General features: G+C 43.4%; 18 protein-coding genes and 1 other RNA gene. 10 read left to right on the top strand and 9 right to left on the bottom strand.

From position 1 onward, the window contains the following. The first annotated feature begins 410 nt into the window (after positions 1–410). From KUV50_RS16775 to fsa, 7 genes are all read left to right on the top strand, one after another. Entirely contained in the window at positions 411–4,802 is a 4,392-nt protein-coding gene (locus KUV50_RS16775; RefSeq protein WP_222581347.1) for a T9SS type A sorting domain-containing protein, read from the top strand. 143 nt (positions 4,803–4,945) lie between these two features. Continuing rightward, complete coding sequence (locus KUV50_RS19480) at positions 4,946–5,074, top strand: hypothetical protein (RefSeq protein WP_261395342.1); 129 nt, start codon at positions 4,946–4,948, stop codon at positions 5,072–5,074. A 447-nt stretch (positions 5,075–5,521) separates the two neighbouring features. After that, entirely contained in the window at positions 5,522–6,985 is a 1,464-nt protein-coding gene (locus KUV50_RS16770) for an arginine decarboxylase (protein ID WP_222581346.1), read from the top strand. A 1,621-nt stretch (positions 6,986–8,606) separates the two neighbouring features. Then, positions 8,607–9,341, top strand: a complete 735-nt coding sequence (locus tag KUV50_RS16765) for a tRNA1(Val) (adenine(37)-N6)-methyltransferase (protein ID WP_222581345.1) — start codon at positions 8,607–8,609, stop codon at positions 9,339–9,341. Between the two features lie 7 nt (positions 9,342–9,348). Then, the gene (locus tag KUV50_RS16760; protein ID WP_222581344.1) at positions 9,349–10,026 is read left to right on the top strand and encodes an RluA family pseudouridine synthase; all 678 of its coding nucleotides are present in this window, start codon (positions 9,349–9,351) and stop codon (positions 10,024–10,026) included. Positions 10,027–10,062: 36 nt separating this feature from the next. Next, positions 10,063–10,160: signal recognition particle sRNA small type (gene ffs, locus KUV50_RS16755), an RNA gene on the top strand. 239 nt (positions 10,161–10,399) lie between these two features. Next, positions 10,400–11,056: a fructose-6-phosphate aldolase gene (gene fsa, locus KUV50_RS16750; RefSeq protein ID WP_222581343.1), complete on the top strand. Its 657-nt coding sequence runs from the start codon at positions 10,400–10,402 to the stop codon at positions 11,054–11,056. 584 nt (positions 11,057–11,640) lie between these two features. Here the strand turns inward: fsa and KUV50_RS16745 are convergent. Next, a complete protein-coding gene (locus tag KUV50_RS16745; RefSeq protein ID WP_222581342.1) occupies positions 11,641–12,471 on the bottom strand; it encodes a hypothetical protein in 831 nt (276 codons plus the stop codon). Positions 12,472–12,676: 205 nt separating this feature from the next. On the opposite strand from KUV50_RS16745, the gene KUV50_RS16740 reads away from it, so the two are divergent. Further along, complete coding sequence (locus tag KUV50_RS16740; RefSeq protein ID WP_222581341.1) at positions 12,677–13,039, top strand: arsenate reductase family protein; 363 nt, start codon at positions 12,677–12,679, stop codon at positions 13,037–13,039. Beyond that, positions 13,032–13,931: an oxygen-dependent coproporphyrinogen oxidase gene (hemF, locus tag KUV50_RS16735; protein WP_222581340.1), complete on the top strand. Its 900-nt coding sequence runs from the start codon at positions 13,032–13,034 to the stop codon at positions 13,929–13,931. The genes KUV50_RS16740 and hemF overlap by 8 nt, the downstream gene beginning before the upstream one ends. 112 nt (positions 13,932–14,043) lie before the next feature. Here the strand turns inward: hemF and KUV50_RS16730 are convergent, their stop codons facing one another. The 5 genes from KUV50_RS16730 to KUV50_RS16710 all read right to left on the bottom strand — a co-directional run bounded on the left by KUV50_RS16730 (position 14,044) and on the right by KUV50_RS16710 (position 18,253). Beyond that, positions 14,044–15,603: an NAD(P)/FAD-dependent oxidoreductase gene (locus tag KUV50_RS16730; protein WP_222581339.1), complete on the bottom strand. Its 1,560-nt coding sequence runs from the start codon at positions 15,601–15,603 to the stop codon at positions 14,044–14,046. 115 nt (positions 15,604–15,718) lie between these two features. Continuing rightward, positions 15,719–16,030, bottom strand: coding sequence for a DUF6122 family protein (locus tag KUV50_RS16725; protein ID WP_222581338.1), 312 nt, complete (start codon positions 16,028–16,030; stop codon positions 15,719–15,721). Between the two features lie 49 nt (positions 16,031–16,079). Continuing rightward, positions 16,080–16,985 (bottom strand): restriction endonuclease, encoded by a 906-nt coding sequence (locus tag KUV50_RS16720; RefSeq protein WP_222581337.1) that lies wholly within the window; start codon positions 16,983–16,985, stop codon positions 16,080–16,082. 224 nt (positions 16,986–17,209) lie between these two features. Further along, entirely contained in the window at positions 17,210–17,632 is a 423-nt protein-coding gene (locus tag KUV50_RS16715) for a DUF1801 domain-containing protein (protein WP_222581336.1), read from the bottom strand. Positions 17,633–17,968: 336 nt separating this feature from the next. Further along, positions 17,969–18,253: a hypothetical protein gene (locus KUV50_RS16710; RefSeq protein ID WP_222581335.1), complete on the bottom strand. Its 285-nt coding sequence runs from the start codon at positions 18,251–18,253 to the stop codon at positions 17,969–17,971. 368 nt (positions 18,254–18,621) lie between these two features. On the opposite strand from KUV50_RS16710, the gene KUV50_RS16705 reads away from it, so the two are divergent. Then, positions 18,622–19,647, top strand: a complete 1,026-nt coding sequence (locus KUV50_RS16705; RefSeq protein ID WP_222581334.1) for a helix-turn-helix domain-containing protein — start codon at positions 18,622–18,624, stop codon at positions 19,645–19,647. 115 nt (positions 19,648–19,762) lie between these two features. On the opposite strand, the gene truA is transcribed toward KUV50_RS16705, so the two are convergent. The 3 genes from truA to KUV50_RS16690 form a co-directional block, all read right to left on the bottom strand. After that, positions 19,763–20,566 (bottom strand): tRNA pseudouridine(38-40) synthase TruA, encoded by an 804-nt coding sequence (gene truA, locus KUV50_RS16700; protein ID WP_222581333.1) that lies wholly within the window; start codon positions 20,564–20,566, stop codon positions 19,763–19,765. Positions 20,567–20,683: 117 nt separating this feature from the next. Further along, positions 20,684–21,973 (bottom strand): sialidase family protein, encoded by a 1,290-nt coding sequence (locus KUV50_RS16695; RefSeq protein WP_222581332.1) that lies wholly within the window; start codon positions 21,971–21,973, stop codon positions 20,684–20,686. A 480-nt stretch (positions 21,974–22,453) separates the two neighbouring features. Continuing rightward, positions 22,454–23,458 (bottom strand): alpha/beta hydrolase, encoded by a 1,005-nt coding sequence (locus KUV50_RS16690; RefSeq protein WP_222581331.1) that lies wholly within the window; start codon positions 23,456–23,458, stop codon positions 22,454–22,456. Positions 23,459–23,515: the final 57 nt, after the last annotated feature.

The following is a 23,515-nucleotide window of genomic DNA, read 5'->3' as shown; positions in this document are numbered from 1 at the left end:
AGTTTAAAAGTGTTCCCAAACTAGTTTTTAGAAGGGGATACCCGCCTTTTCGCATTCCAAGAGAGCCGGAATTGGGCGGGATGTTCACTGTGTGCTGCAGTGCACAGCATGACACCCGGGTTAGTGAAACTTTAGCGTAATCCAGGACAATTACCTGTTGGGAAATGATGCTTTCGGGTACAGGTGTCAGACACCATCCATCCGCACTCACCTCCGCAACAGGTGTCAGACACCATCCATCCGCACTCACCTCCGCAACAGGTGTCAGACACCCGGGCTAGTGTCTGACACCGAAGCGAGATCACCTATACCCAAAACTGTTAAAGTATTAAATTTTGGACATGATCTGATTACATATTATGATTTGGCATAATGTTTGTGTTCAATCGATTGAATAAAATGCAATCGAAATGAATATTTATCCTAACATCCATCAGGAAAAGACCAGGAGGCTTTTATACCTCTTATGTAGTTTTGTCTTATTTCTTGTTGTCGTTCCCAAGTCACAGGGACAGCAAATACTCAAAGATGTCATCGTTGGTGATGATGTCGCTTGCCCGGGACTGACCAACACTTATCGCATTGGTCTTGACTTGTATTTTCCGATGAACATCCAATGGCGGATTATTGAAGGGCCGGGTGAATTTGTAGGGAGTGACCGGGGTGAGAGTGTGGAAGTTCAGTGGAAAACAACAGACCGGGGTTATACCAAGCTGGTCATGTTTGCCGTGAGCTACTACCCGCCGCTTGGTCTGATCGACACCGTGACCATCAACGTAGATAAAGATCTAAACCGACTGAATCTCAATTGTTTTCAAGACCTGGTTCTGGACTTTGGTATGGATTGTGAACGGTATATCGATATTAATGAAGTGATCACCAATGGTAAAGTAAAATGTTTGGATGACTTTGAGTTTACGCTGGAATTGGAGAACCTGACCATTCCCAATCCTGTCCCCAAACGATACAATGGACGAACTTTTAAAGCAACGATTACCCACAAAGAAACCGGGCAGTTTTGTCGGTCCGATATTACACTGGGGGATTTTTCAGGACCAAGGTTGATCTGTAAAAATGATACCGTGCTTTGCAGCGATCCACGTGCCTACGATCCTAAAAACAACCTTTTTGGTCAACCGGAAGTCATCGCGGATTGCAATGAAAATTATACGCTCAAAGTCAATGAATACAAATGGGTGAATGTGGACAATGATCCATTTATCGAAGGCTATATCGAACGGGTATGGCGAGCTGTTGATCAGAACGGAAACAAAACCGATTGTACAGATACTGTTTTTTTACAAAAGATTATATTTGATGAGATCGCCTGTCCCGCGGACGCTGAGATCACGTGTGACTCTCTCGAATTGCTCAATCAACCGCTACGCACCGGAACACCTACCTTCATGGGGCAATCCATCTATTCTGAGGACCCGTATTGTAAAGTGTACCTCACGTATGAAGATGAAGAAGTACCCGGGTGCGGGGGTTCAAAAACTATATTCAGGACCTGGTTGATCAGTTCGTATGAGAACGAAGGTGTGCGGGAGAAGTCCTGTACGCAGATCATTAATGTAGTGGATACCACCGGCCCTGAAATCCAATTTAAAACAGGCACCTATGAAATGGAGCAGCACGATAATATTGAAGGTGCTGAACCTGGAATTCTTTATCCGACTTTTTATCGGAATGCGATTACGGACAATTGCAGAGCGGAGGGTGATTTTCCGATTCCTAATTTAATTAAAGAGTGCAGCACACCGGAAGAATTGCTGGTGACCATCAAATGGGGTGATCAGGAGCTCATGTTTGACATGAATGATCCGGACGCTGATATTCGTTTCCGAAATATGACGATCGGGAATTACCTGGTGGAGTACTCCGCCTATGATGCTTGTGGAAACGTGGGCAAGGATACCATTGTTCTCAAGCTATTTGACAAAAAGCCACCGACCCTCGTCCTGGACGATGATCCGGGTGTGGTGTTGACCAATCAACAATCCCTGGTCTGGTCCGACGTGAGTGCTTTTGACGAAGGAAGTTTTGACAACTGCGAGCTCGAAATTCTTTTAGCGCGACGGGTTGACTGGAAGACAGCTTGCGGTTACACGGCAGATACCAGTGTCTCCAGTGAGGTCCGGAACTATTATGATGAGTTTGCGAATAAGATCGCTTTTCAGGAAGACTCCTGTCTGACCAGGCTGGTGGACTATGGCTGGACGGATAAAATTCCTTTTTGTTGTGAAGATGTCTGTACCGAAGGCGTTTTAGTGGAATTTTTAGCGATTGATGCGTTTTGTAATTACTCCAAATTGGTGACGCGGGTCAAGGTCACAGACCAATCACCGCCCGTAGTAAAATACAAATTACCCAATATATCTATGAACTGCTATACCTACCAATCCAAATACAAGGCAGAAATAGAAAAAGGGAATACCAGTGTTTTTGGTCAGTACGTGACCTCGGAAGCAGAACGTCAGAATCATGCCATAGAGGTGTATGAGTGTAGTGAGGGCCGATCCACACCCTATGTAGAAAGCACGGTGGACTTTATGGATGGTTATGTCATGGACAATTGCAATGTGACCATTGAAGAGACCTTTGATGAGAACATCGGAATATGTGGAGAAGGATATGTCGAACGGATATTTACTATTTCCAATCCGTGTTCTGATACGCCGGAGGAGAGCGAGTCCATCCAGGTGATACAAAAAATATTTATTACCAAAGATTGCCGGTTGCGTCCGGAAGATTTTGTTCTGCCTTATGCGGATACTACGATCATGAGTTGTAGCCTGGTAGAAGTAGAGCCGCGTGGCCCTCAGTTGCAACGGGAAGAATTCTGCAAGGACCTGGGCATGGCGTATACCGATGAGGTAACACAGGCACTTGAAAACTCAGCCGGTGTTTGTTACACGATAAAAAGAACCTGGGAAGTCAGTGACTGGTGTGAGAGCGATCCCTATTATCTGCCGGAATTTGTGCAATATATTTATATCAAAAACACGGAAGGGCCTGAAGTTGTAAATGGCAACGTGGAAGACATTTGCTTTGATCAGGGCTGTGAATTTGTATTTAGCAAAACCCTCGAGGTGATTGATGATTGTACGCCGGTGGAGGAATTGTCGGTCATCTGGCGCATTGAGCGCAAGCTGTCAGGGGCATGGGAAACCGTAAAAAGCGGTAGTGGTTTGCAGATCAATTCCCTGGCGTTGGCAAGTGGTTCTTACCGACTGACCGTAGAAGCGGAGGATCAGTGCCGAAATGTAACCCGAAAGACTTCTGAATTCAAAGTGAGCTATTGCAAAGCATTGAAAATCGAAGGTCCGGAATCAATTACATTCAATCTTAATAAGACCCAGGACCAGCTTCGGTTGACGGACATACCTTATACCGTGACACATCCTTGTGAATCGGCTAGATACGACGTTTTACTACGCTACAAAGGCGAAGGGTTGATCGATAATGATGGTAAGGTATTACCACCTCTACCCGGACAAACATCAATTGATGTGACCTGCGATAAGTTGGGTGCGAACCTAATCGAACTTTGGGTCGTAGACGAAGCCGGAAATTCGAACCACTATGTGCTTAGCCTGGAGGTGAAGGATCCACGCGGCTTGTGTCCCAATTCTGATAATCAGTTGGCGGGTAGCATCAGAACACCCGAGCAATACCCTATATCAGAGGTTTCAGTACGATTGAACGGACCGGTGGCAGAGATTCGACGTAATATGACAGACAATTCCGGTACCTTTAACCTGGGCGCTTTCCCCACCACTAGTGAAGCGCTGCGAATAGAACCCTCGAAAGAAGATAACCCGTTGAATGGCATTACTGCTTTTGATGCGCTTAGCATATTTCGCATGGCCATGAATAAGTCCACGCCAACCACACCCTATGAGCGGCTGGCTGCTGATATGAACGAAGACGGGGTGATCTCTGTGCTGGATGTCCTGATGATCCAAAGTCTATTATTGAATAAAATTGATCGCATACCCGGACGGCAGTGGTTGTTTATCAATGGTGATATGCAACCGATATCCACCATCCGGCTAAATCAGGAATACCGATCGATGTTGCACTTTGTCGGTGTCAAAAAAGGCGATGTGAATTACAGTGCTTCGGTCCGGTCCAGTGATCGGCGGACCACAGGACGCGAGAACTTTGTGCTTGGGGAGCCGGAATTTCACAATGGTTTTATCCGGGTACCAGTCAGCCTCGGCGGATCTGTACAGGTGGAATCGATGCAGTTTTCTCTGACAAACGGTAATTCCGTCCCATGGGTGGCCATTGAACCTGGTAAAATTCCGATTGTTTCCTCCGATTACAGCATGGATGAAAAGGATTTGAGTGTGGTATGGATTGCCACAGAAGAGCGAACAAGACCGACGGAACAAGCCGATTTTTATCTGGTATTTGACAATGTACCCGGTGAGCAGATTGATCGGGAACTGATTCAATTATCGATGAATCTTACACCTGAAATATACAGCGATCAAAAACTGAAAGAAAATATTCGTCTGGAGACGAAGGTACAGCAAGGTGTGTTTGAAGTCTCCAATCCCTACCCGAATCCATTCTCACACTCTGTGCGAATTGATCTGAGCGGTGAAACCGGGAAGCTTCAGCGGAGTGAAATTTACAACCTGTCTGGCAAGCAGGTCTATCGTGAAAAAGTAGATCAGTCGATCCGGCAATACACCTTCGATGGGTCGGTATTACCGGCGGCAGGATTCTATACGATTCGGTTGATCATGGATTCTGGCGTGGTCAACAGAAAGCTGTATTATCTGCCGTAAGAATTAACAGAATTGCATTTTATCTTTAATGTGGAAGGGATCCTGAAATGTCAGGATCCCTTTCCTTTTAATATTAAGACAGCTATTTTCGATGACCAGTTCTAGTATTATAGCATTGGCGCAGCTGACTGATCCCTTTGTGAATGAGGGTAGAAGTAGAGAGAAACATGGAAGCTTTAGGCCTGGAGGGATTTATGGGATGGAAATCAAAGCTATATTCTGATAATCACAGCCAGGGCGGTACGGATACATCCCGGTATGTGGTTTACTAGATCCTGTGTGGTGTAAGTATCTGTTCCAGGATCAGATAGGCCAGGAGGTTGAATGAATTATTACGTCAATACGTTGTAGAAATTTATCCTAAAAATATGACAAGAGCAAGCCAATCAGAATAATCAAAATAACAGTAATGACGATAGGGCGGATCAGGATCCAACTCGGGTTGTTTTCTGTGATTTTCATAATCAAAGGTTTATAGAAGTGAATAGAATTAGATACGTAAATTGATCGCAATAATTATGCCTATAAAGCTACCATGCTCTTAAATAAATGTAAAGGGGAAATATCCGGTATTTTTTAACTTTTAATTCCTCTTGGAAGGCTTCGAAAAAGAAATTTTTATCGGATGGGGAGCAAATATTTTGATATATCCTTTACTTTGCATTTTCTTTGAATTCCGTGATGCTTATTATAACTCAAAATTCCATCAGGTAATAGCTATGAAGAGTACTTATTTTGATTTGATCGAACAAAGTTATGAGTTCCCTCAGGAAGGGTTTGACCTGTTGGATGGCGAACTCACATTCTACGGTGTATCCATCAGTCACTTAATTAAGAAATATGGCACACCATTTAAGTTAAACTATCTTCCCCGGATCGGCGATCAGATAAAAAAAGCGAAGAACCTGTTTAAGCGCAGTATGAAGAGCAATAATTATCAGGGTAAATACTACTACTGTTATTGTACGAAGTGCTGCCACTTTGAGCATGTGATTCGAAAGGCTCTGGAGTATGATGTACATCTGGAGACCAGTTCGGCCTTCGATGTGGACATTATTTATAAACTGTACGAATCAGGGCATCTGGATAAAAAGATTATTATTGTTCACAACGGCTACAAGACGCAGGAATACCTGGATCGGATTATCCAGCTGCAGTCTGATGGTTTTGTGAACAGCATTGTCGTTCTGGACTCCATGTCGGAACTTGATCGGCTCAACCAAAGACTCGATCGGCCTATAAATATTGGGATTCGAATGGCTATCAATGAAGAGCCGCAGTCGGCATACTATACATCGAGGCTGGGAATCCGGCCCGAGGAGATTCTCCCTTTTTATGAGAATACGATTTCCAAAATGGAGAACATCAACCTGACGATGATGCATTTCTTTATTGATACGGGCATTAAGGACAACCTGTATTATTGGGGAGAATTTAATAAAGCGATTCGGCTGTATGCTGCATTGAAAAAGAAATGTTCGACACTTCAGGATTTGAATATCGGAGGCGGGTTTCCCATTCGGAATAATCTGGGATTTGAGTTTGATTACAAATCCATGGTCAATGACATAGTGTCTGCGATTAAAGAAATTTGTGTCTCTGAAGAGATTGCTGAACCGAATATCTTTACCGAATTTGGCAAATACACCGTGGGTGAAAGTGGTGCAACTATTTTTACGGTACTGGAAGAGAAGCGGCAAAATGATACAGAACGGTGGTATATGATCGATAATAGTCTGATGAATACCATCCCGGATGCCTGGGGGATTTTGGAAAAATTCATCCTGTTGCCGATCAATAAATGGGACCGCCCATTTTATAACGTCAATATTGGGGGAATTAGTTGTGATCATTCGGATTATTACAATTCGGAAGATCTGAACCAACAGGTTTTTCTTCCGGAGTTTGATTCGGAAAAAGATTCAGAACCGTTATATGTAGGATTTTTTCATACGGGGGCCTATCAGGATGCCATCAGCGGATATGGTGGGATCAAACATTGTTTGATTCCCTCACCGAAGACCATCGTCATCGATCGGGATTCCACCGGAAATTATGTGGATTATTTATTCCGTGATGAACAAAGCTCTGAACATATGCTCAGCATCCTGGGATATTCCAATCAGTCGAAAGAAGCCAAGCCTGACAAAATGGGTGCACGGAGAGGCAGTCGATTAAAATAAATTATTAAAGCGGTGTGCCTTGGTAGTGCTCTGTTTCATAAGTCATTATAAACAATAACACCTCATATATCTCAAAATGACTCTGAGTTCAATCTGATCCGACCCTGACTGAGTCGGAATTGGTTTTTTAACTCACATTTAACCTAATCTGACCCTGACTGGGTCAGAATCCTTGCAGGTAAAAGACCTCAGAGAGGTCTAATTAGGTTAGCTATATTATTTGCACTCAGACTAGCGACCTCAGAGAGGTCGGATTAGATTCTGAATTGCATAATTTTGTTCGGTACATTTTAATTATAAAAATTTATGAAACGGAGCACTAGGATAATATATCTTTGTGGGTTGTGAAGTGTTAGCAAACATGCGCTGTACTATAATCAGATCAATCAAATGCACTGACAAATTGGGGATGTTTCTCCTGCGCTTACGAATCGTAGGACAGATATAGTGATTTGTGAGCGCGAAACAAAGTGCCCCAACTTATCAGAGATTTTTAGCGGTCAGTATATCTATTTTCTAATTGGAATGTGGGACAGTTTATGTTGGTATATACAGGTCAGTTAATGGAGCATGGGGAAGAAAAGTAATGCAGCAGGAAAAATGATGTAGAGATGGTATAATTTCATTCCTTGAGAATGAAATTATCGACAGCTAAAGCAGCTAGTACTGGGGGTGTATTGGGTTTTGTGAACTTTCGTGAACGATTATTTTTAGGCTAGGGGATATCAATAAACTACACCGATCATTCTTAATTTCCAAAGCCGGAAAACGACCAGATAAGCCCTCGTCCTTAAACCTAAGCCATGTCCTTCTTATTACATAAGTATTCGGATAATTCCTCCATTTCTTAATACCTCTGTTTTTACCGGATTCAAGATAATGTATTGAATACAATTAACCAACTCCCGTTCAAATTCGTTTGCTCGTTGGTGCTGGAAGTGGGTAAATACACCACCATAATTTAACCCGCAAAAGTCAAACGTCACCCAAAATCGGGCTATGTAATATGTCCAATCTTGGAATTTATGTCATTGATGCACTGCATATTATGTGTCAAAACAAATTGACGTGGTGAATAAAATGGGGTAAGGAACATAGCAGTAGCGACAGGGTAACGCATTTAACTTAATCAGACAATTTTATACTGCGCAACAGTAGACCTATTCCTATATGGGACATGGATCTGCATATAGACTGCCTAAAGAATTCAGCAGGACGCGAAGTCATTAAATATCAGGTGATGACGGGCTACATTTTATCCAATGCGACCACCAAGTATGTCAGGACGAAAGGTAAAGGAACCCAGAAAAACTGAGGCTCGATAATTAATAGAAGAACCATGATAACGAACGAAATCAAAAAATACAATCCGGCTTTTCTTTTTTGCGAACGAGTACGTGGTGCAGTTTTCATATTTGTCATATAATTTGTGCCTCAAAGCTATGGAATTACCTTGAAATCGGAAAGTATTTCACTACATATTGTATTTTTTTATGGTTGAGAATCACGCGATCGAAAAAAAGAGTCCCCATAGTTTCTTTAAAAATTACGATATTTGCCTTTTAATTCCTGTCAAATGGATGCTTGATGAGGAATCTATATTTCAGAAAATGAGTTAATTATGGATTTGTTGGTAAGAGATGATGTGTTTCATTTTAAGCAGTTTGACGTTCATCAGGACCGATGTCTTATGAAGGTGTGTACGGATGGCGTGCTGCTGGGCTCTTGGGTGTCGGTCAAAGGAGCTGAATCGGCAATGGACATCGGGACTGGTTCGGGGGTGATTGCATTGATGCTGGCACAGCGATCTGCATTTTTACATCGCATTACAGGCGTAGAGATTGATGAAGGATCTTACCAGCAGGCCTGTTCCAATGCAGCCCAAAGTCCCTGGTCAGAACGGGTTGAGATGATCCACGCTCCGATCCAGGATTACATCCGGGAGGCGATCGATAGGTTTGACTTGATCATCAGTAATCCGCCTTTTTTTACTGGTGGAACGCTCTCGGAAAGCCAGCCAAAAAATGAGGTTCGGCATACGGTCAAGTTACCTCACAGTGACTTACTGCGTGCCGTGAAACAATTGATGAGTCCGAAAGGTCGCTTTAGTGTTATCTTGCCCGTCATGGAAGGCTATCGGTTTGTAGAGTTGGCAGAACAGTATCGACTTTACCTGTCCCGGCGGACCCGTGTTTTTACACGACCAGGTAAGCCTGTAGAGCGTTTTTTGCTCGAATTCTCCCATGATCAAGGGGTTCTTCTGGAAGAAAAGGACCTATATATTCATGAAGGTCGGAAGAATGATTTTTCATCTGAGTATGTTAATTTGACCCGTGACTTTTATCTAAAACTCTAATCGAATCGTGAAGAAAGCAGAAATACTTTATGAAGATAATCACCTGATAGCGATCAATAAACCGGCTGGATTCCTGGTGCAGGGTGATCGGACGGGAGATGAGCCTATTCTGGATGTTCTGAAACGATATATCAAAGTGACCTATAATAAACCCGGCGATGTATTTCTGGCGCCCAATCATCGGTTGGATCGTCCGGTGAGCGGGGTCCTGCTTTTTAGTAAAACGTCCAAAGCACTTGGGCGGGTGAATCAGCTTTTTCAACAAGACAAAGTCAAGAAGCAATATTTGGCTCTCGTAGAAGGCGTTCCGGAACCACTGGAGGGACGATTGACCCATTATATCGCCAAAAACCGAAAGAAAAACATCAGCTTTATCACAAAACAAGGCAAACCAGACGCAAAAAAATGCGTGCTGTCTTATAAAGTGACTAAGGTGATTAATCGCAAATGTCTCGTGGAAGTTTCCCCGAAGACGGGAAGATCACATCAAATCCGGGTGCAACTATCATCTCTTGGCACACCCATCATCGGAGATCTCAAGTACAAAGCACAGCAGAACATGGAGGATCGGTCCATTGCGCTCCATTGCCGTAGTCTGGAATTTGTACATCCGGTGAAGAAAGAACGTATTCATATTCAGGCCCCTGTTCCGTCATTGCAACAATGGAAAATTTACTTGGACTAAAATTTTTGATATACCGCGGATATTAATTATCTTTGCGACAGAGAACCATGCGTCCAGCTCCTGCTGAATCCCCCCAGGGTGGAAACGCAGCAAGGGTAGGCGGTTGTAGCGGACGGCATGTGTTCTCTATTTTTATTTGAACTGATCGGACATCTCGTTGTTTGGTTAGTTAAAGGACAGTGACAAGGTAGTTTTTCAGAATGCACTGTGATAAAACCATTTTGCACATCCGTTAATTATCATGTCAGAAGCGGATTTCGCATTTTATCGGCACATTTTCTAACGATACTGCCTCTAAAAAGGATTTGCCCTGTGCATTGATTTTGACATCAACAATTATTCAAATTTTTTTCCACCTCTAAAATTCACAATCATGAAGTTTTTTCTAGATACAGCGAACATCGATCAGATTAAGGAAGCGCGTGATCTGGGTGTGTTGGATGGCGTGACCACCAATCCTTCACTCATGGCCAAAGAAGGCATCACCGGCAAAGATAATATCCGTAAACACTATGAGGAAATCTGTAAGATCGTAGATGGGGATGTGAGTGCCGAGGTGATTGCCACTGAATATGAAGAAATGGTCGAAGAAGGCGAATATCTGGCGGAGATCGCAGATAATATCGTCGTTAAGATTCCCATGATCAAAGACGGGGTCAAAGCGATACGCCACCTTTCCGATAACGGAATAAAAATCAATTGTACGCTGGTCTTTAGTGCCGGTCAGGCGATTCTCTGTGCCAAGGCAGGTGCGTCCTATGTGTCGCCGTTTATTGGCCGTATTGATGACATTAACTGGAACGGGATGCAGCTGATCCATGACATCGCCGAAATATACGCAGTCCAGGGTTTTGAGACGGAGATATTAGCAGCTTCTATTCGATCTTCACTGCACATCGTAGAATCCGCCAGAAATGGTGCAGATGTGGTCACCTGTCCGCTGGATGCGATCCTGGGTATGCTTAAGCACCCCTTGACCGATATCGGACTGGAAAAATTCCTGGCTGATCATAAAAATGCCCAGAAATAACCGGAGATCCTTCACTTGGGGTAAAATATGAATATTTAGAGACCTCTATGGCACTGAAGCTGTAGAGGTCTTTTTCTGTACTGCACTTACCTGCCTATTATTTCTTACCAATGTCGATAAAATGAATTACAATCTCATTTCATCTCGAGCAGCTTCACCCTGTGATACTTCATCCACAGGGTAAAGTTAGCTTGCGGATGGGGAATTTGGATCCGTTACTGGGGTGCAGTGGTTTTTGCTTGAGGTCAGTCCTGGAGTCTATCAGAGTTATTCGTTTTTTCCGGGCGCTGTATGGGATCGAAGTACTAGCGGAAGAGGAGTGCACTACCCGATAAACAATAGCAAAAGCCCCCCGTAGCGGCCCCAAAATCCATGCGGGGCAAGCTGGTTTTAACCAGAGTTTTTTAGCGGGCAGTATATGTATTGGGTTTTGACAGCTTTTGTGAACGTTCATTTTTATGAAAGGGGGCCTCTCCGAGGTCTTTTGAGTCAAGCTGCAATAGAGCTTTTATTTGGGCTAAACAGGGTAAGCCGGGGGATGGAAGCGCTAGATAATACCTGTACATTATTTATGATTTGGTGCACTAGCGGTCGATGACTTGGAAAGCACGATTGATCATATTGGTAACGATGGCAGCCGGATTTTTAGAAAATCGATTGTTTAATCGGTCCGCAATGATCGCATTGAGTGAGACCGCTTCGTGGCCCAGTTCTGTGGCAAAAAAGTAAATGGCTGCTGTTTCCATTTCCATGTTTGTTACCACGACATCGCGTTCTTGAAGATGATTCCTGATATCGGATAGTTTCCAGCTGGGTTGAAGATGTACCGTGCGAAACTGAGGTCCGTAAAATCCGGCGCAGGTCAGCGTTGACCCCGTGTACGATCCCTCGATCTGGGTGAAATGTTTCCAATATTGGCCCGGGGCATTTACGGTGTAGTAGGGGAGTTTACTGGTTTGGTCGTTGATGTATTTTCGTGTGGTCTTATAAAAGGAAGGTACATTGTCCAATCCCACGGCAGCAGTAGAAATCAACAGAGTATCAATGGGGATATCCGGGTGTATGGAACCCGAAGTTCCGAGACGAACAATTTTAAGTCTTTTTTTCTGAATCAATCCCTGACGGATGGCCTGGAGGTAAAGCGTATGCAGCTCGTTGAGAACTATATCGATATTGTCCGGCCCGATCCCGGTACTGATAATCAATATCCGCTGCGTTCCGAGTCGACCTTTCACGGAATGAAATTCCCGGTGCGTAATTTCCTGATCTATATAATCGAGGTAACCTGCAATTTGGGTGACCCGGTCGGGATCACCGGCCGTGATGACGATCGGACAGATGTCTTCCGGCGTTAAACCGATATGATAAATGGCCCCTTTGGAATTAATGATCAAATTTGCTTCGTTATTGGTCATAGACTTCTATTTTTGTGTTTCTTGAATATAGTGCACGAACAGAAAAATGTGAAAGGGGAACATCGTTGTTTTACCTAGTGAATCATGCTGAACTCGATTCGATTTTTTCCGAAAAGAAAGAAGTAGGATTCAATAACAATGATCTTTTCAGGCGGTACGTTTCACTGTGGCACTAATACATTAAATCCTTAAATATAGGAATTCTATGACTATTACGGTATGGCATCTATCCACTTGCAGTACGTGTTCAAGAATCCTGAAAGAACTCGGTCTCTCGGATTCCAACGCCACTTTGAAGGATATCAAAACAGATCCGGTTACGAAGGAAGAACTTGAATCGATGAAAGCGAACGTCGGTTCATACAAAGCTTTGATTAATGGGCGCAGCATGCAGTTTCGAACCATGGACAAGAAAGCGCGTGATCTCGGAGAAGATGAAGCCAAAGAACTTTTGTTGAGTCATTATGCGTTCTTGAAACGACCGGTGATTAAGATCGACGACACCTATTTTGTCGGAAACAGCAAAAAAATTGTTGCAGCCGCTAAAAGCAAACTAAACCATGATTAAGACCACAGAAATTATCTCCTACTTCGAGTCATTGCAGGACGACATTTGTACCGCGTTGGAAAAAATGGACGGGAAAGGTCGTTTCCGGGAAGATCTTTGGGAGCGGGAAGGCGGTGGTGGTGGTCGTACCCGCATCATTCACGGAGCCGGAATCGAAAAAGGCGGCGTGAACTATTCTCATGTGCATGGTGCTGTGACCCCTAAAATGCGGGATGCCATGAATATGGACGGAGACCAATGGCAAGCGTGTGGTGTGTCCATCGTATTGCACCCGGTCTCACCCATGGTGCCTATCATTCATATGAACGTCCGGTATTTTGAACTGGATGACGGTGCGGACTGGTGGTTCGGCGGTGGTATCGACTTAACCCCTCATTATGTCGATGTTGCATTGGCCAAAAATTTTCATTTAAAAATGAAAGGGGTGTGCGATGCTTTTGATCCCGCTGGTTATGATAAATATAAAAAATGGGCGGATGATTATTTTTACATTCCACACCGGCGCGAAACCCGGGGTGTGGGGGGCATCTTTTTTGACCACCTCAACGAACAATCCGGAAGTGACAAAGCGGCTATTTTTCAATTTGTACAAAATGTGGGGGAAGTGTTTGTTCCCACTTACCAGGAGCAGTATGAAGCCACGAACCATCGGCCGTATGGGAACCTGGAAAAGGTCTGGCAGATGATACGTCGGGGTCGATATGTGGAGTTTAATCTGGTCTGGGATCGGGGAACCAAGTTTGGCTTGATCAGTGACGGTCGTACCGAATCCATCCTGATGAGTCTTCCCCCACAAGCAAATTGGGCGTACCAGTATGATGAATCAGAGGATAAGAACGCAGTGAACACGCAGGAATGGCTGAAAAAAGGAGTGAATTGGGTGGATGCCTGAGGGGCTCAATTCATGACGGGCATGCATTCGTCCTTCGAATACCATTGCACTACACCTGCTATTGCGGGTCTAATTCTATAGTGAAGTGTTGTGAGGTGTTTTCGTGGAAAATTTACTTATTGAATTTTGCAACTACCGCTTCAGCCGATCGCTGACCATCAATGGCTGCAGAAACAATACCACCTGCATAACCGGCTCCTTCTCCGGAAGGAAACAAACCACTTACCTGCGGATGTTCCAATCCATCATTGCGAGGAATACGAATGGGGGAAGACGTTCGGGATTCGGTAGCCACTAAAATAGCTTCATTGGAATAGTAACCTTTCATTTTGTGACCAAATGATTTGAATGCAGCCTGTAATCTGAAATGCACCTCGGCTGGCAGACACGCCCGGAGGTCACTGGATACCACGCCGGGCAAATAACTGCATTGCGGTAAGTCCTCACTGACTTTATTATTCGCGAAATCCACAAGGCGTTGTGCTGGGGCGGTTTGCTGACCACCACCCAGCTTATAGGCCGCTTTCTCGACCTGCATTTGATATTCCAATGCTTTCAGAGGATTTCCGGTGTTTTGAGGATCGTATAATTCTGCATCAATGGATACGACCATTCCTGAATTGGCATATGGGTTGTTGCGCTTCGATGGGGACCAGCCATTCGTGACGATTTCACCGGGTGCCGTTGCACAGGGTGCAATAATTCCGCCGGGACACATGCAAAAGGAGTAGACCCCCCTGTTTTTTACTTGATGTACCAGGCTGTAGGAAGCGGGGGGTAAATGTTCGCTCCGGGTGACGCATTTGTATTGTATCTGATCAATAATTGTCTGTGGATGTTCCACCCGTACCCCCAGTGCAAACGGTTTGGCTTCGATCAATATATTTCTGCGGTGGAGCATATAGAAAATGCTTCTGGCCGAGTGACCGGTCGCTAAAATAAGTGCTTTGCAGTTCAGCCACTCATTCCCGTTGAGTTCGATCTGATCAAGAGCGTCAGCGGAGACTTTGATGTCCGTCAGCTTGGTATTAAAACGTACCTCCCCGCCGCATTCCAATATGTATTCTCGAACTGCTTCGATCAGTTTGGGCAATTTATTGGTGCCGATGTGTGGATGGGCATCAATCAAGATGTCCCGGGGAGCGCCAAAAGCAACAAGGTAGTTCAGGATGCGATCGACGTTGCCTCGTTTTTTGGAACGGGTATACAGCTTGCCGTCGCTGTACGTGCCAGCGCCTCCTTCGCCATAGCAATAATTGGATTCCGGGTTCACGATGCCCTCCCGGTTCAGTACAGCCAAATCGCGGCGACGCATGCGCACATCTTTTCCGCGTTCGAGCAAAATGGGTTTGTATCCTTGTTCAATAAGTGCTATTGCCGCAAAAAGGCCGCAGGGTCCACTGCCTGCAATAAAAACCTCGGTGGCATCAGAGACATCGTTGTAGTGCAGATGAGGTTTCGTCGAATCCGGGTTGGCGTTTTGGCCCGGTTTTGGCAAGATGGCGCATCGCAGTTTAAATACCACGGGTTTGCGACGAGCATCAATAGATCGTTTGATGACGTTGTATCTCTGGTGAGGACGCTTACCTTTTTTTTGCAATGCCTTTTCAATCTCGGCGTCGTCTCTGGCCCATTCCGGGGCGATGGATATATCAATGTAGTCTGGCGTCATTAGCTGCCAAAGATAGTGATATTTCGAAAAACCAAATTATGAGGGATAGTAGAAACATCCACACTACGTAAAAAGGATGTGGTTGAGATTTTACGATAGATAGAGATCCAAATTTTCACCTCATCATCAGACAGTCGATCCAATCGGTCCACATATGTAGTAGTAGACCAATTCCAATGATGTTCAAAGGTTTACGCAAGAAAAGGAATACTACATAAATCACCATGGCGTAATAGGTGTGGAGCGGATGAAAATTTATGCTGCATCTGTCGGCCTGATAGATGGGGTCTGCCCACAAGTGATCCAGGTCCACCAGCATGGTCAGAATCAGAATGAGATAGACTTTCTTCCAGTTTTTCCGAAAAAGAACACAGGCGATCACCAGGGGGAACCCAAAATGTAAGAAGTAATGGAGAAAGCTTGGCATAGGCTGGAATTGTCGTGTGTTGTATTTCCAATTATTAGATTGTCACAAGTTATTCTCCCTCAAAAAAATCATTATCTACCTCTTTTATCTCATATATTGTTTTTACTTGTGTGCCTACATTGTATTGGTGCATCAAATCGACTAACCGGGCTCCATCTATAAGAATGATAGTATGATGCGCTTCCTTTGCTTTTTGTACCGCTGAATCATCAAAAGTCGAGGTGGTGATGAAAACACCTTTACTTGTATCACCACTCATGGCGCCAATAAAATTTCTTATATCTTTTTCTCGAACTTTATTTTCGTTATATCTTTTTGCCTGCGTGTAAATTTTTTCAAGCCCCAATTTATCTTCATTTATGATGCCATCGATACCGCCGTCTCCAGATTTTGAGGTTTCAATAAAATCTCCATACCCCATACGTCGAAGTAATATTAGAATTACTTTTTCAAAATAGTAAGGATCAATTTCTTTTAGCTTTTCTAAAAGTTCAGCTTTGACTTCTGCTTCAATGGACGTAAAGCCCGAATCTATTAAATCTTGAGGTGAAGCATTCTCAATATTGTTTGGTAATACTTCTATTTCTACCTGCTTATCTTTTCTCCTTTGTACGGAATTCCTATGTTTTATAAATTCATTATCGTTTTGGAGTTCGTGGAGAGACAAGGATCCTTTTTTAAGAATTTGTTTTCCTTTTTCTGTTATTTGAACTTTTCCTCTTGTAGGGTAGTATACAAAATTTGCCATTTTAAGATAAGATTTACCCCAGCCGATTCGATCCATTAATACATTAGAACCCGAGCTGTTCTTTTTTTCTAAGAGATCCATGGGTAAATCAGAATAATATCTTTCTCGGACTCTGGTTGCTAGTTCTCTACTAGGAAGAGCCTTTCCTGATCGTAATGTTTCTAAAACTGGAATAAAGGTTTCGTGGTATTTAGGTATCTCTGTCATTAGATTTTTCATTATATATGTGACGACCCATATGAAATCCGATGAAGTCCTCAATAGTGTACAATTGGTCGTCATGTATGCATTAAAAATATATTTAATTTTGGATAGATACAAATCCCGATGAAAGTATAAAGAATATTGATCAATCTCGACATGCGAAGGTTGCGTTCTTTTGCTCTACCCGATGTGGGGCTGCTACGCAGAATTACTTCGCACCACTTTTATTACTCGCCGTAGGTAGCCTGTAAAAACCGAATGGTTTCGTTGATCAAATTTTCGAGTGCAGCCTGGTTAATATCAGCCAGCTTATTGATGTAAATACATGCTTTTCCTTTTCTGAATTTACCCAGATTGTCCAGTAAATATTCGTGGTCTTCTTTTCCGGTAAACACGTACAGTGAAATTGCACTTTTACGTGGCGAAAACCCCACCAGGGGCGCATCCCCTTCGTGACCGCTGGCATATTTGTAGTGATATCGTCCAAATCCGATGATGGATGGCCCCCACATTTTCGGCTCAAACCCAGTTATGTTCTGCATCAGTTTGATCAATTCAAAGCTGTCCTGCTTTTTTTGTTCCGTGTTGGCAAATGACTCGATAAATGCTTCAACATTTGCGTCCGTTTCCCGGGTTTTGTTTTTTGCCATTTTTGATTCCTTTTAAGCGGATTGATTTACTCAGGTGAATTTAATCAATTATTTGAATAACGGTAGTCCTACGATACGGAAGAAATGAAACACGGGAAGCGGCTGTCTGCTGGAGAGAATGCTAAGAATTGTGGCCAGAAGGTCTGAAGCGTTGATTTTTTTGAGAAAAATTATCCGGAGAGAGGGGTGATTGTAAGGGGGCGAATAAAAGTATAAGAATTGGTGAGTATGAAAGTAGAAAGGGCTTTTATTCGTTGGAATGACATTAGATACGAAATAAAAAAAGTGAGAACAATTGCATTCTCACTTTCGGGTACTATTCCGTTTGCTACGGAATTATCTGTTGTCCCATTCTAAAAACTGACGCTGAAGTTGAGATTCAGACAATCCCGTTTTGGCGCCAATGCGTCCGAGCATCTGACCGAATTCACCCCGCTGATAACGCAGATCGTCATCGGTCAGATCGGGGTATTTGAGTTTTAAAGGCTTCCGGTAATTTTCCCAGTTCTTTTCCCACTGGTCATACCGCGCAGTCTGATCGTCGCTATCGATCGGATCAGGGTCCGGCGTTCGGGCATTTTCACGTTGTTCTATCTGCTCTTCTTTTTGATCATTAATCATGGATAAAGAATTTTAGTAGTTCAAAAATACACAGCATACTTGATCTTGATCGGTATGCTGTTCTGTTATTTGTAAATATAACGTGTTGATATTGATCGTGTTATCTTAATACGGGTATAATTTAACTCATATGCTTATTTTACACGGTCATAGTCCACTCGTCTTATATCTTGTATAAGAATTTAAAGTTTGTTCTCAGTAACTCACATTTCGATCCAGATCTATTAAATTCCAGCTTTTGAGACATTCATTGCGTTATATCGATTAACAATTTTAAATCAAAAAGTAACATTAACGGTAATACGGGAATATTTTCATAAAATATATCAGGTATTTATTAATTTAGGCACGGAAATGAAACAGGGCACATGAAAAAACTGGAGATTGATTCGTTTATACCGAAGAATGTCATCTTAGGCTTAGCGGAAGCCTGGAATATTTCTCCATCGGTCAGCGGGAATGAATATGTTCTGGACGTCCCTGATTCCTGGGGGCAGGGGCAGATTTCCGCAGTTCAATTTGAAGGCGGATTTGGTCTGATGAAGTATGATTGCGAATTTTTGGAAGACCTAGAGATTCACTTTGTCGATTCCAGTGAGGATCCTTTAAAGTTTTTATACTGCCTCAATGGAAATCTTCAAATTAGATTTGCCGATAAAGCGGAGGATTTCACCATGGAGAAATACAACAATTGTATTTTAGCCAGCAGAGCGAAGCAGAGCCACCTGTTCCGCTTTCCCGGGCAAACTTTCGTAAGAATCCGAAGCATAGAAATTGATAAAACAGAGTTTCATACCCGATTTCACTGTGAGCCCAACGGGTGCCACTCTCAACTCCAAAAGATTTTTGAAGACCATGAGGATGAAGAATCATTCTTTCAAGATGGCATGTATAGCGTGACACTAGCTGGTTTGTTTGACCGGTTGGATGCCTTTTCTCAGGGAGGGATACTCAGAGCCGTTTATCTGGAAGGTACGGTTCTGAAAATATTGAGTCAGCAACTGATGCTTTATGAAGATGATCTCAATGGTGCGAACCACCAAAGAATTTTAAGACGCTCCGAAATGGAGTTGATCCACCAGGCAGCACAGATCATCGAAGACGAATTGGAAGATTTGGGAACCGTCCCGGACCTGGCGCATCGGGTTGGTTTCAATATCAATAAACTTCAGGATGGTTTCAGGATGCTCTATCATATGACGGTCAATCAATATATTCATACGACACGGATGCAACGGGCGACTACACTATTGCGCTATTCAGATCTCAATATTTCAGAGATTGTTCATAAGGTCGGATTAAGCAGTAAAAGTTATTTTTCCAAGATTTTCAAAGAAGAATATGGAATTACCCCGACCCAGTACCGCAAGGAAAAGTGGAAAATAGCGGTGTGAAAATTAAAGGTAGAGTCCACTTCAGAAAGTCGTATTTTAAAATGATTAGCCCCGGTGCTTCAGCCCGGGGTATCTATCATGACGCACATGTTGGCTTTAGCCATTAAAATGCACATCATTCAGGGCTAAATCCCATTCGCTTCATTCGGATCAAATGATGGGCATCCTTTAATTCCAAAAACGGATAACTCACTTTGGTGAGAAATAGCCCATTGGGGAGAGCGGGCTGCATCTGATTCAGGGTCTTCTCCTGGTGCAGAACTTGTTCAAACTCATGAAGCGTGATAGCACCGCGACCGACTTCCAGTAAAAAGAAAACACAGAGCCGCACCATGCCCCGCAGAAAACGGTTGCTGGTAATGGTAAGGCGCAATCGCCCCGATTCTTCGTTGACATATAATTCACACCGGGTGATCCGGCACATTGTGCTTTTGTATTGATTGGGCTGTTTGCAAAGCGGCCTGAAATCGGAGGTGTGACGCAGGAGTTCAGTCGCTTTTTCCATCGTTCTAAAATCCAGCTCCACATCTTCATAAAACGCACTGTACCGAATCAGCATCGGATCTTTTTTCCAATGAATAAAATAGTCATACGTACGAGCTACTGCATCGTACTGGCAGTGTTGATTATCTTCGACTTCGATGATTTCGAAAATGGCGATGTCGTCGGGTAGGTTTTTATTCAAGCGGTATTTTAGATCGAACTCCGGTGCAGCGTCCAGATCAATGTGAATGATGTACTGCGTGGCGTGGACACCTGCATCGGTGCGGCCACAGCCATAGACCGTAATCTTTTCTTTAAAAATCTGAAAGAGCGTTTGCTCAATAACTTCCTGTACAGTGTTTGGTGTATTCTTTTGCCGCTGCCACCCACTATACGAGGTCCCATCAAATCCCAGATGTAGGAAATAGCGGATCATATGGTCGTGGTCGATTTAATTTGGACGAAATTGCGATTCATCAGGGTGCAATATAATACGATGAGACATTGAAAAAAGAAATTTTATCCTCTTGGCATCCATATTATTTTGCGCTTGTTAGTGATCGGCATCCCAGATCGTGGCCGCAATGTGGTGCAATTGATCTTGCGTGGACCAATAATACAACGCGACCATTTGACCATCTTTTCGTTGCAATAACAGAGGATACCCGAGGTCAATCGTCTCCATATCCTCTGACCCATATCCATCTCTTAGAATTTTTGGTGCACTCCAGGACTGCCCTTCGTCATCGCTGTAGACAACCATCATCGTACCCGGCTCTTCTCTGTTTCCAAAAACAGCCACCAATCGTCCCTGATCGGTGACATTCAATGCGGGCGGATTCCCATTACCGGCTCCGGCATCCCCCACCTCGGAAAGGAAGGTCCACGTCTGACCCCGATCCTTGGACACATAAGCATCGACCCAGTTGTGTTTTTCATACCTTCGGCGCATGGCGCAGATTAAATGACCATTTTTCAGCCGGATGGTCTGGGACATTACTGCCCGGGCTTGGTGTGGGTGTGGGTTGTCCGCGTCTTCTGTCTCCAATTTTATTTTGGCTGTTGGATCAGAATTTTCTTCATCATAGGGCGGAATGACCCAACCTACAAACTCAAAACTCTTTCCACCGTCATAAGTACGCGCGCAAAAAAGCCGGTCTGTGCCAAATTCGCCTTTGGATCGAACAGACATGAAAATAAGACATTCATTTTCACCTTCCACGATATAGTCGGTTCTGGGGGTTAGTTCAAGCTCTCCCTGGAAGGTCGTGTTTTTTAATTCGGGCCATTCCCGTAGATCAGTCTCCCCAAAACTGAAGGGCCCTTTCCATGTCTGACCAGCATCGTACGAAAAGAAAAAATGACCCCGATCGTCATGAGCTCCATGGTAGGCGGTTCCTACTATTCGCATGGCAAATTGGGGATGCGAAAAGTCGATCGGATCATCCACAGGACTTAAATCGGGCATTTGGCCAAAATCACCCACATAACCCTCCGGATCAAATCCTTGCCAGGTTTTTCCCATATCAGTACTCCGGGCTAACCAACTACGCCGGTTCCCCCCGATATTGTGATTGTCAATGATCAATTCATAGTCGCCGTGCGTGAAACCCACGAGCATATTGACCCCATCTGCGGACCATGCACCATTATTGGCCGGCCAGCCAAGGAATTTATCGTTCTCTTGGTACACCACCACATGTTCTGCATTTTCTATTCGCTGAAGTTCTGGGTTATCAGTGCTTTTTGTTGGGGTATTTGTGCATTGAAAATTCACAATGAGCCAGCATAATGCAAACAGGGTGATGATGGTTTTTCGGCGGGAAGTTAGGGGTTGATTCATAAGTTGGTTGACTGTGTTTGGTTTTGTGAATCGATGCCATTTCACTACATGACACCGGTATTTATCGCATGTCCGGTGTGCTACTGTTTCTCAATAGTACAGGGATGCCCATGCTCATTTTTTATAATAATTCTAGGTTTGTCTAATAAGAAAAAGCTTGCCTAATACCATTTGAATTCATAATTGCCGCCTATATTCCGAAATATTCTTCGATGCTCTTCGTCAAAAATACTCGGTGTAACTCCAGCTATACCTTCGTTTTTTTCTTCGACAATCTTTGAATATTTACAAAATCTTATACGTCATTATCAAATACAAATGGTATAAATTATTGCTGCTTGTTTTTATACAAGAAATTGGTCAAACCCTTCGAACAGGTTAAAAGTAAAATAAATCCCCTATATAGTAAGGTCTTCCTTATATAAAAATTTTTTTTAAAACGATGACCAGTCCAAAAGAGTGGAGCCGGATCTTTTATAATCATTTGAAATGATGATCCATCCATTCAAAGATTTTGTTGTAAACCGTTTCTCGGACGGGCTTTTGAGAGAGCACCAGGTCGTGCATCCCATTTTCTATTTGATTTAAGGTGATCTTTCCTTTTATTTGATGGGCATACTTTTCAATGTGGCTGACGTTCAATACAGAATCACCCTCCATAAATTGCTCTGACCAATTTTTACCACCCACGCTTTTATCGCTGTATAGAACTAGCATGGGCACATCGATCGACAATTGGTGCTGAACGTTCTTCTGAGCCTGATGGATAGCGTGGATGAAACCCAAATTTACGCTTGCAATTTTATGTGGTTTCCAGGTCAATGAATAGTCCCATTCCCCATATTTATCCTGATGAATGCTGTAACCATATAGTGGAGATAAACCCCCTGGAATTTCAAGATTGGGGTTGTGTTTGCCCAGGTATGAAAGGATGGGAAGCCCAATCTTTCGACTTATAAACGAGTAATTGAATTCGTAAAACGGACTGTTGCACAGCACGCCGTTGAATAAATGACTGTTCAAATGGCGCCCCGCATAGTTGGTCACAATAAGACCACCTGTGGAATGGCCCATGAGTATTACCTCGGTGTTTTTTTCTAATTGAATAATCTGCAATGCCTCATTGATCTCTGCATCATATTCTTCGATCGATCGCACATTATTAAGTTTCTGATGATTCAAATAAGAACGACCATACTTTCGGAGATCGAGGGCATAAAAGTTATAGTTTTGCTGATTAAAGCGGTTAGCCATTTCCCGTTGAAAGAAATAATCGTTGAATCCATGAATGTACAGGATGGCTTTGGTTGTAGGCGCTTCCGACTTTTTTCGAACTAAAGTCGCCACGACGCGTCCTTCATAATCGTCCTCAAAATGCAGAACCAATTGCTCAAATCCATCTCCGAGTACATCGGGCGTATAATTGAGCCGTGTTTTATTGTCTACGAGAAATTCTGGGACCATGAATCTAGTGGTGTGTTTCATAAATAATTGTAATTAAATATTCTGCGCTTCCAGATCACTCCGATTCTCTCCATGCTC

It is taken from the genome of Membranihabitans marinus, from assembly GCF_019802045.1.
In the GTDB taxonomy this organism is placed as follows: Bacteria; Bacteroidota; Bacteroidia; order Chitinophagales; family Saprospiraceae; genus Membranihabitans; species Membranihabitans marinus_A.
This window is presented reverse-complemented; position numbering and strand designations above follow the sequence as displayed.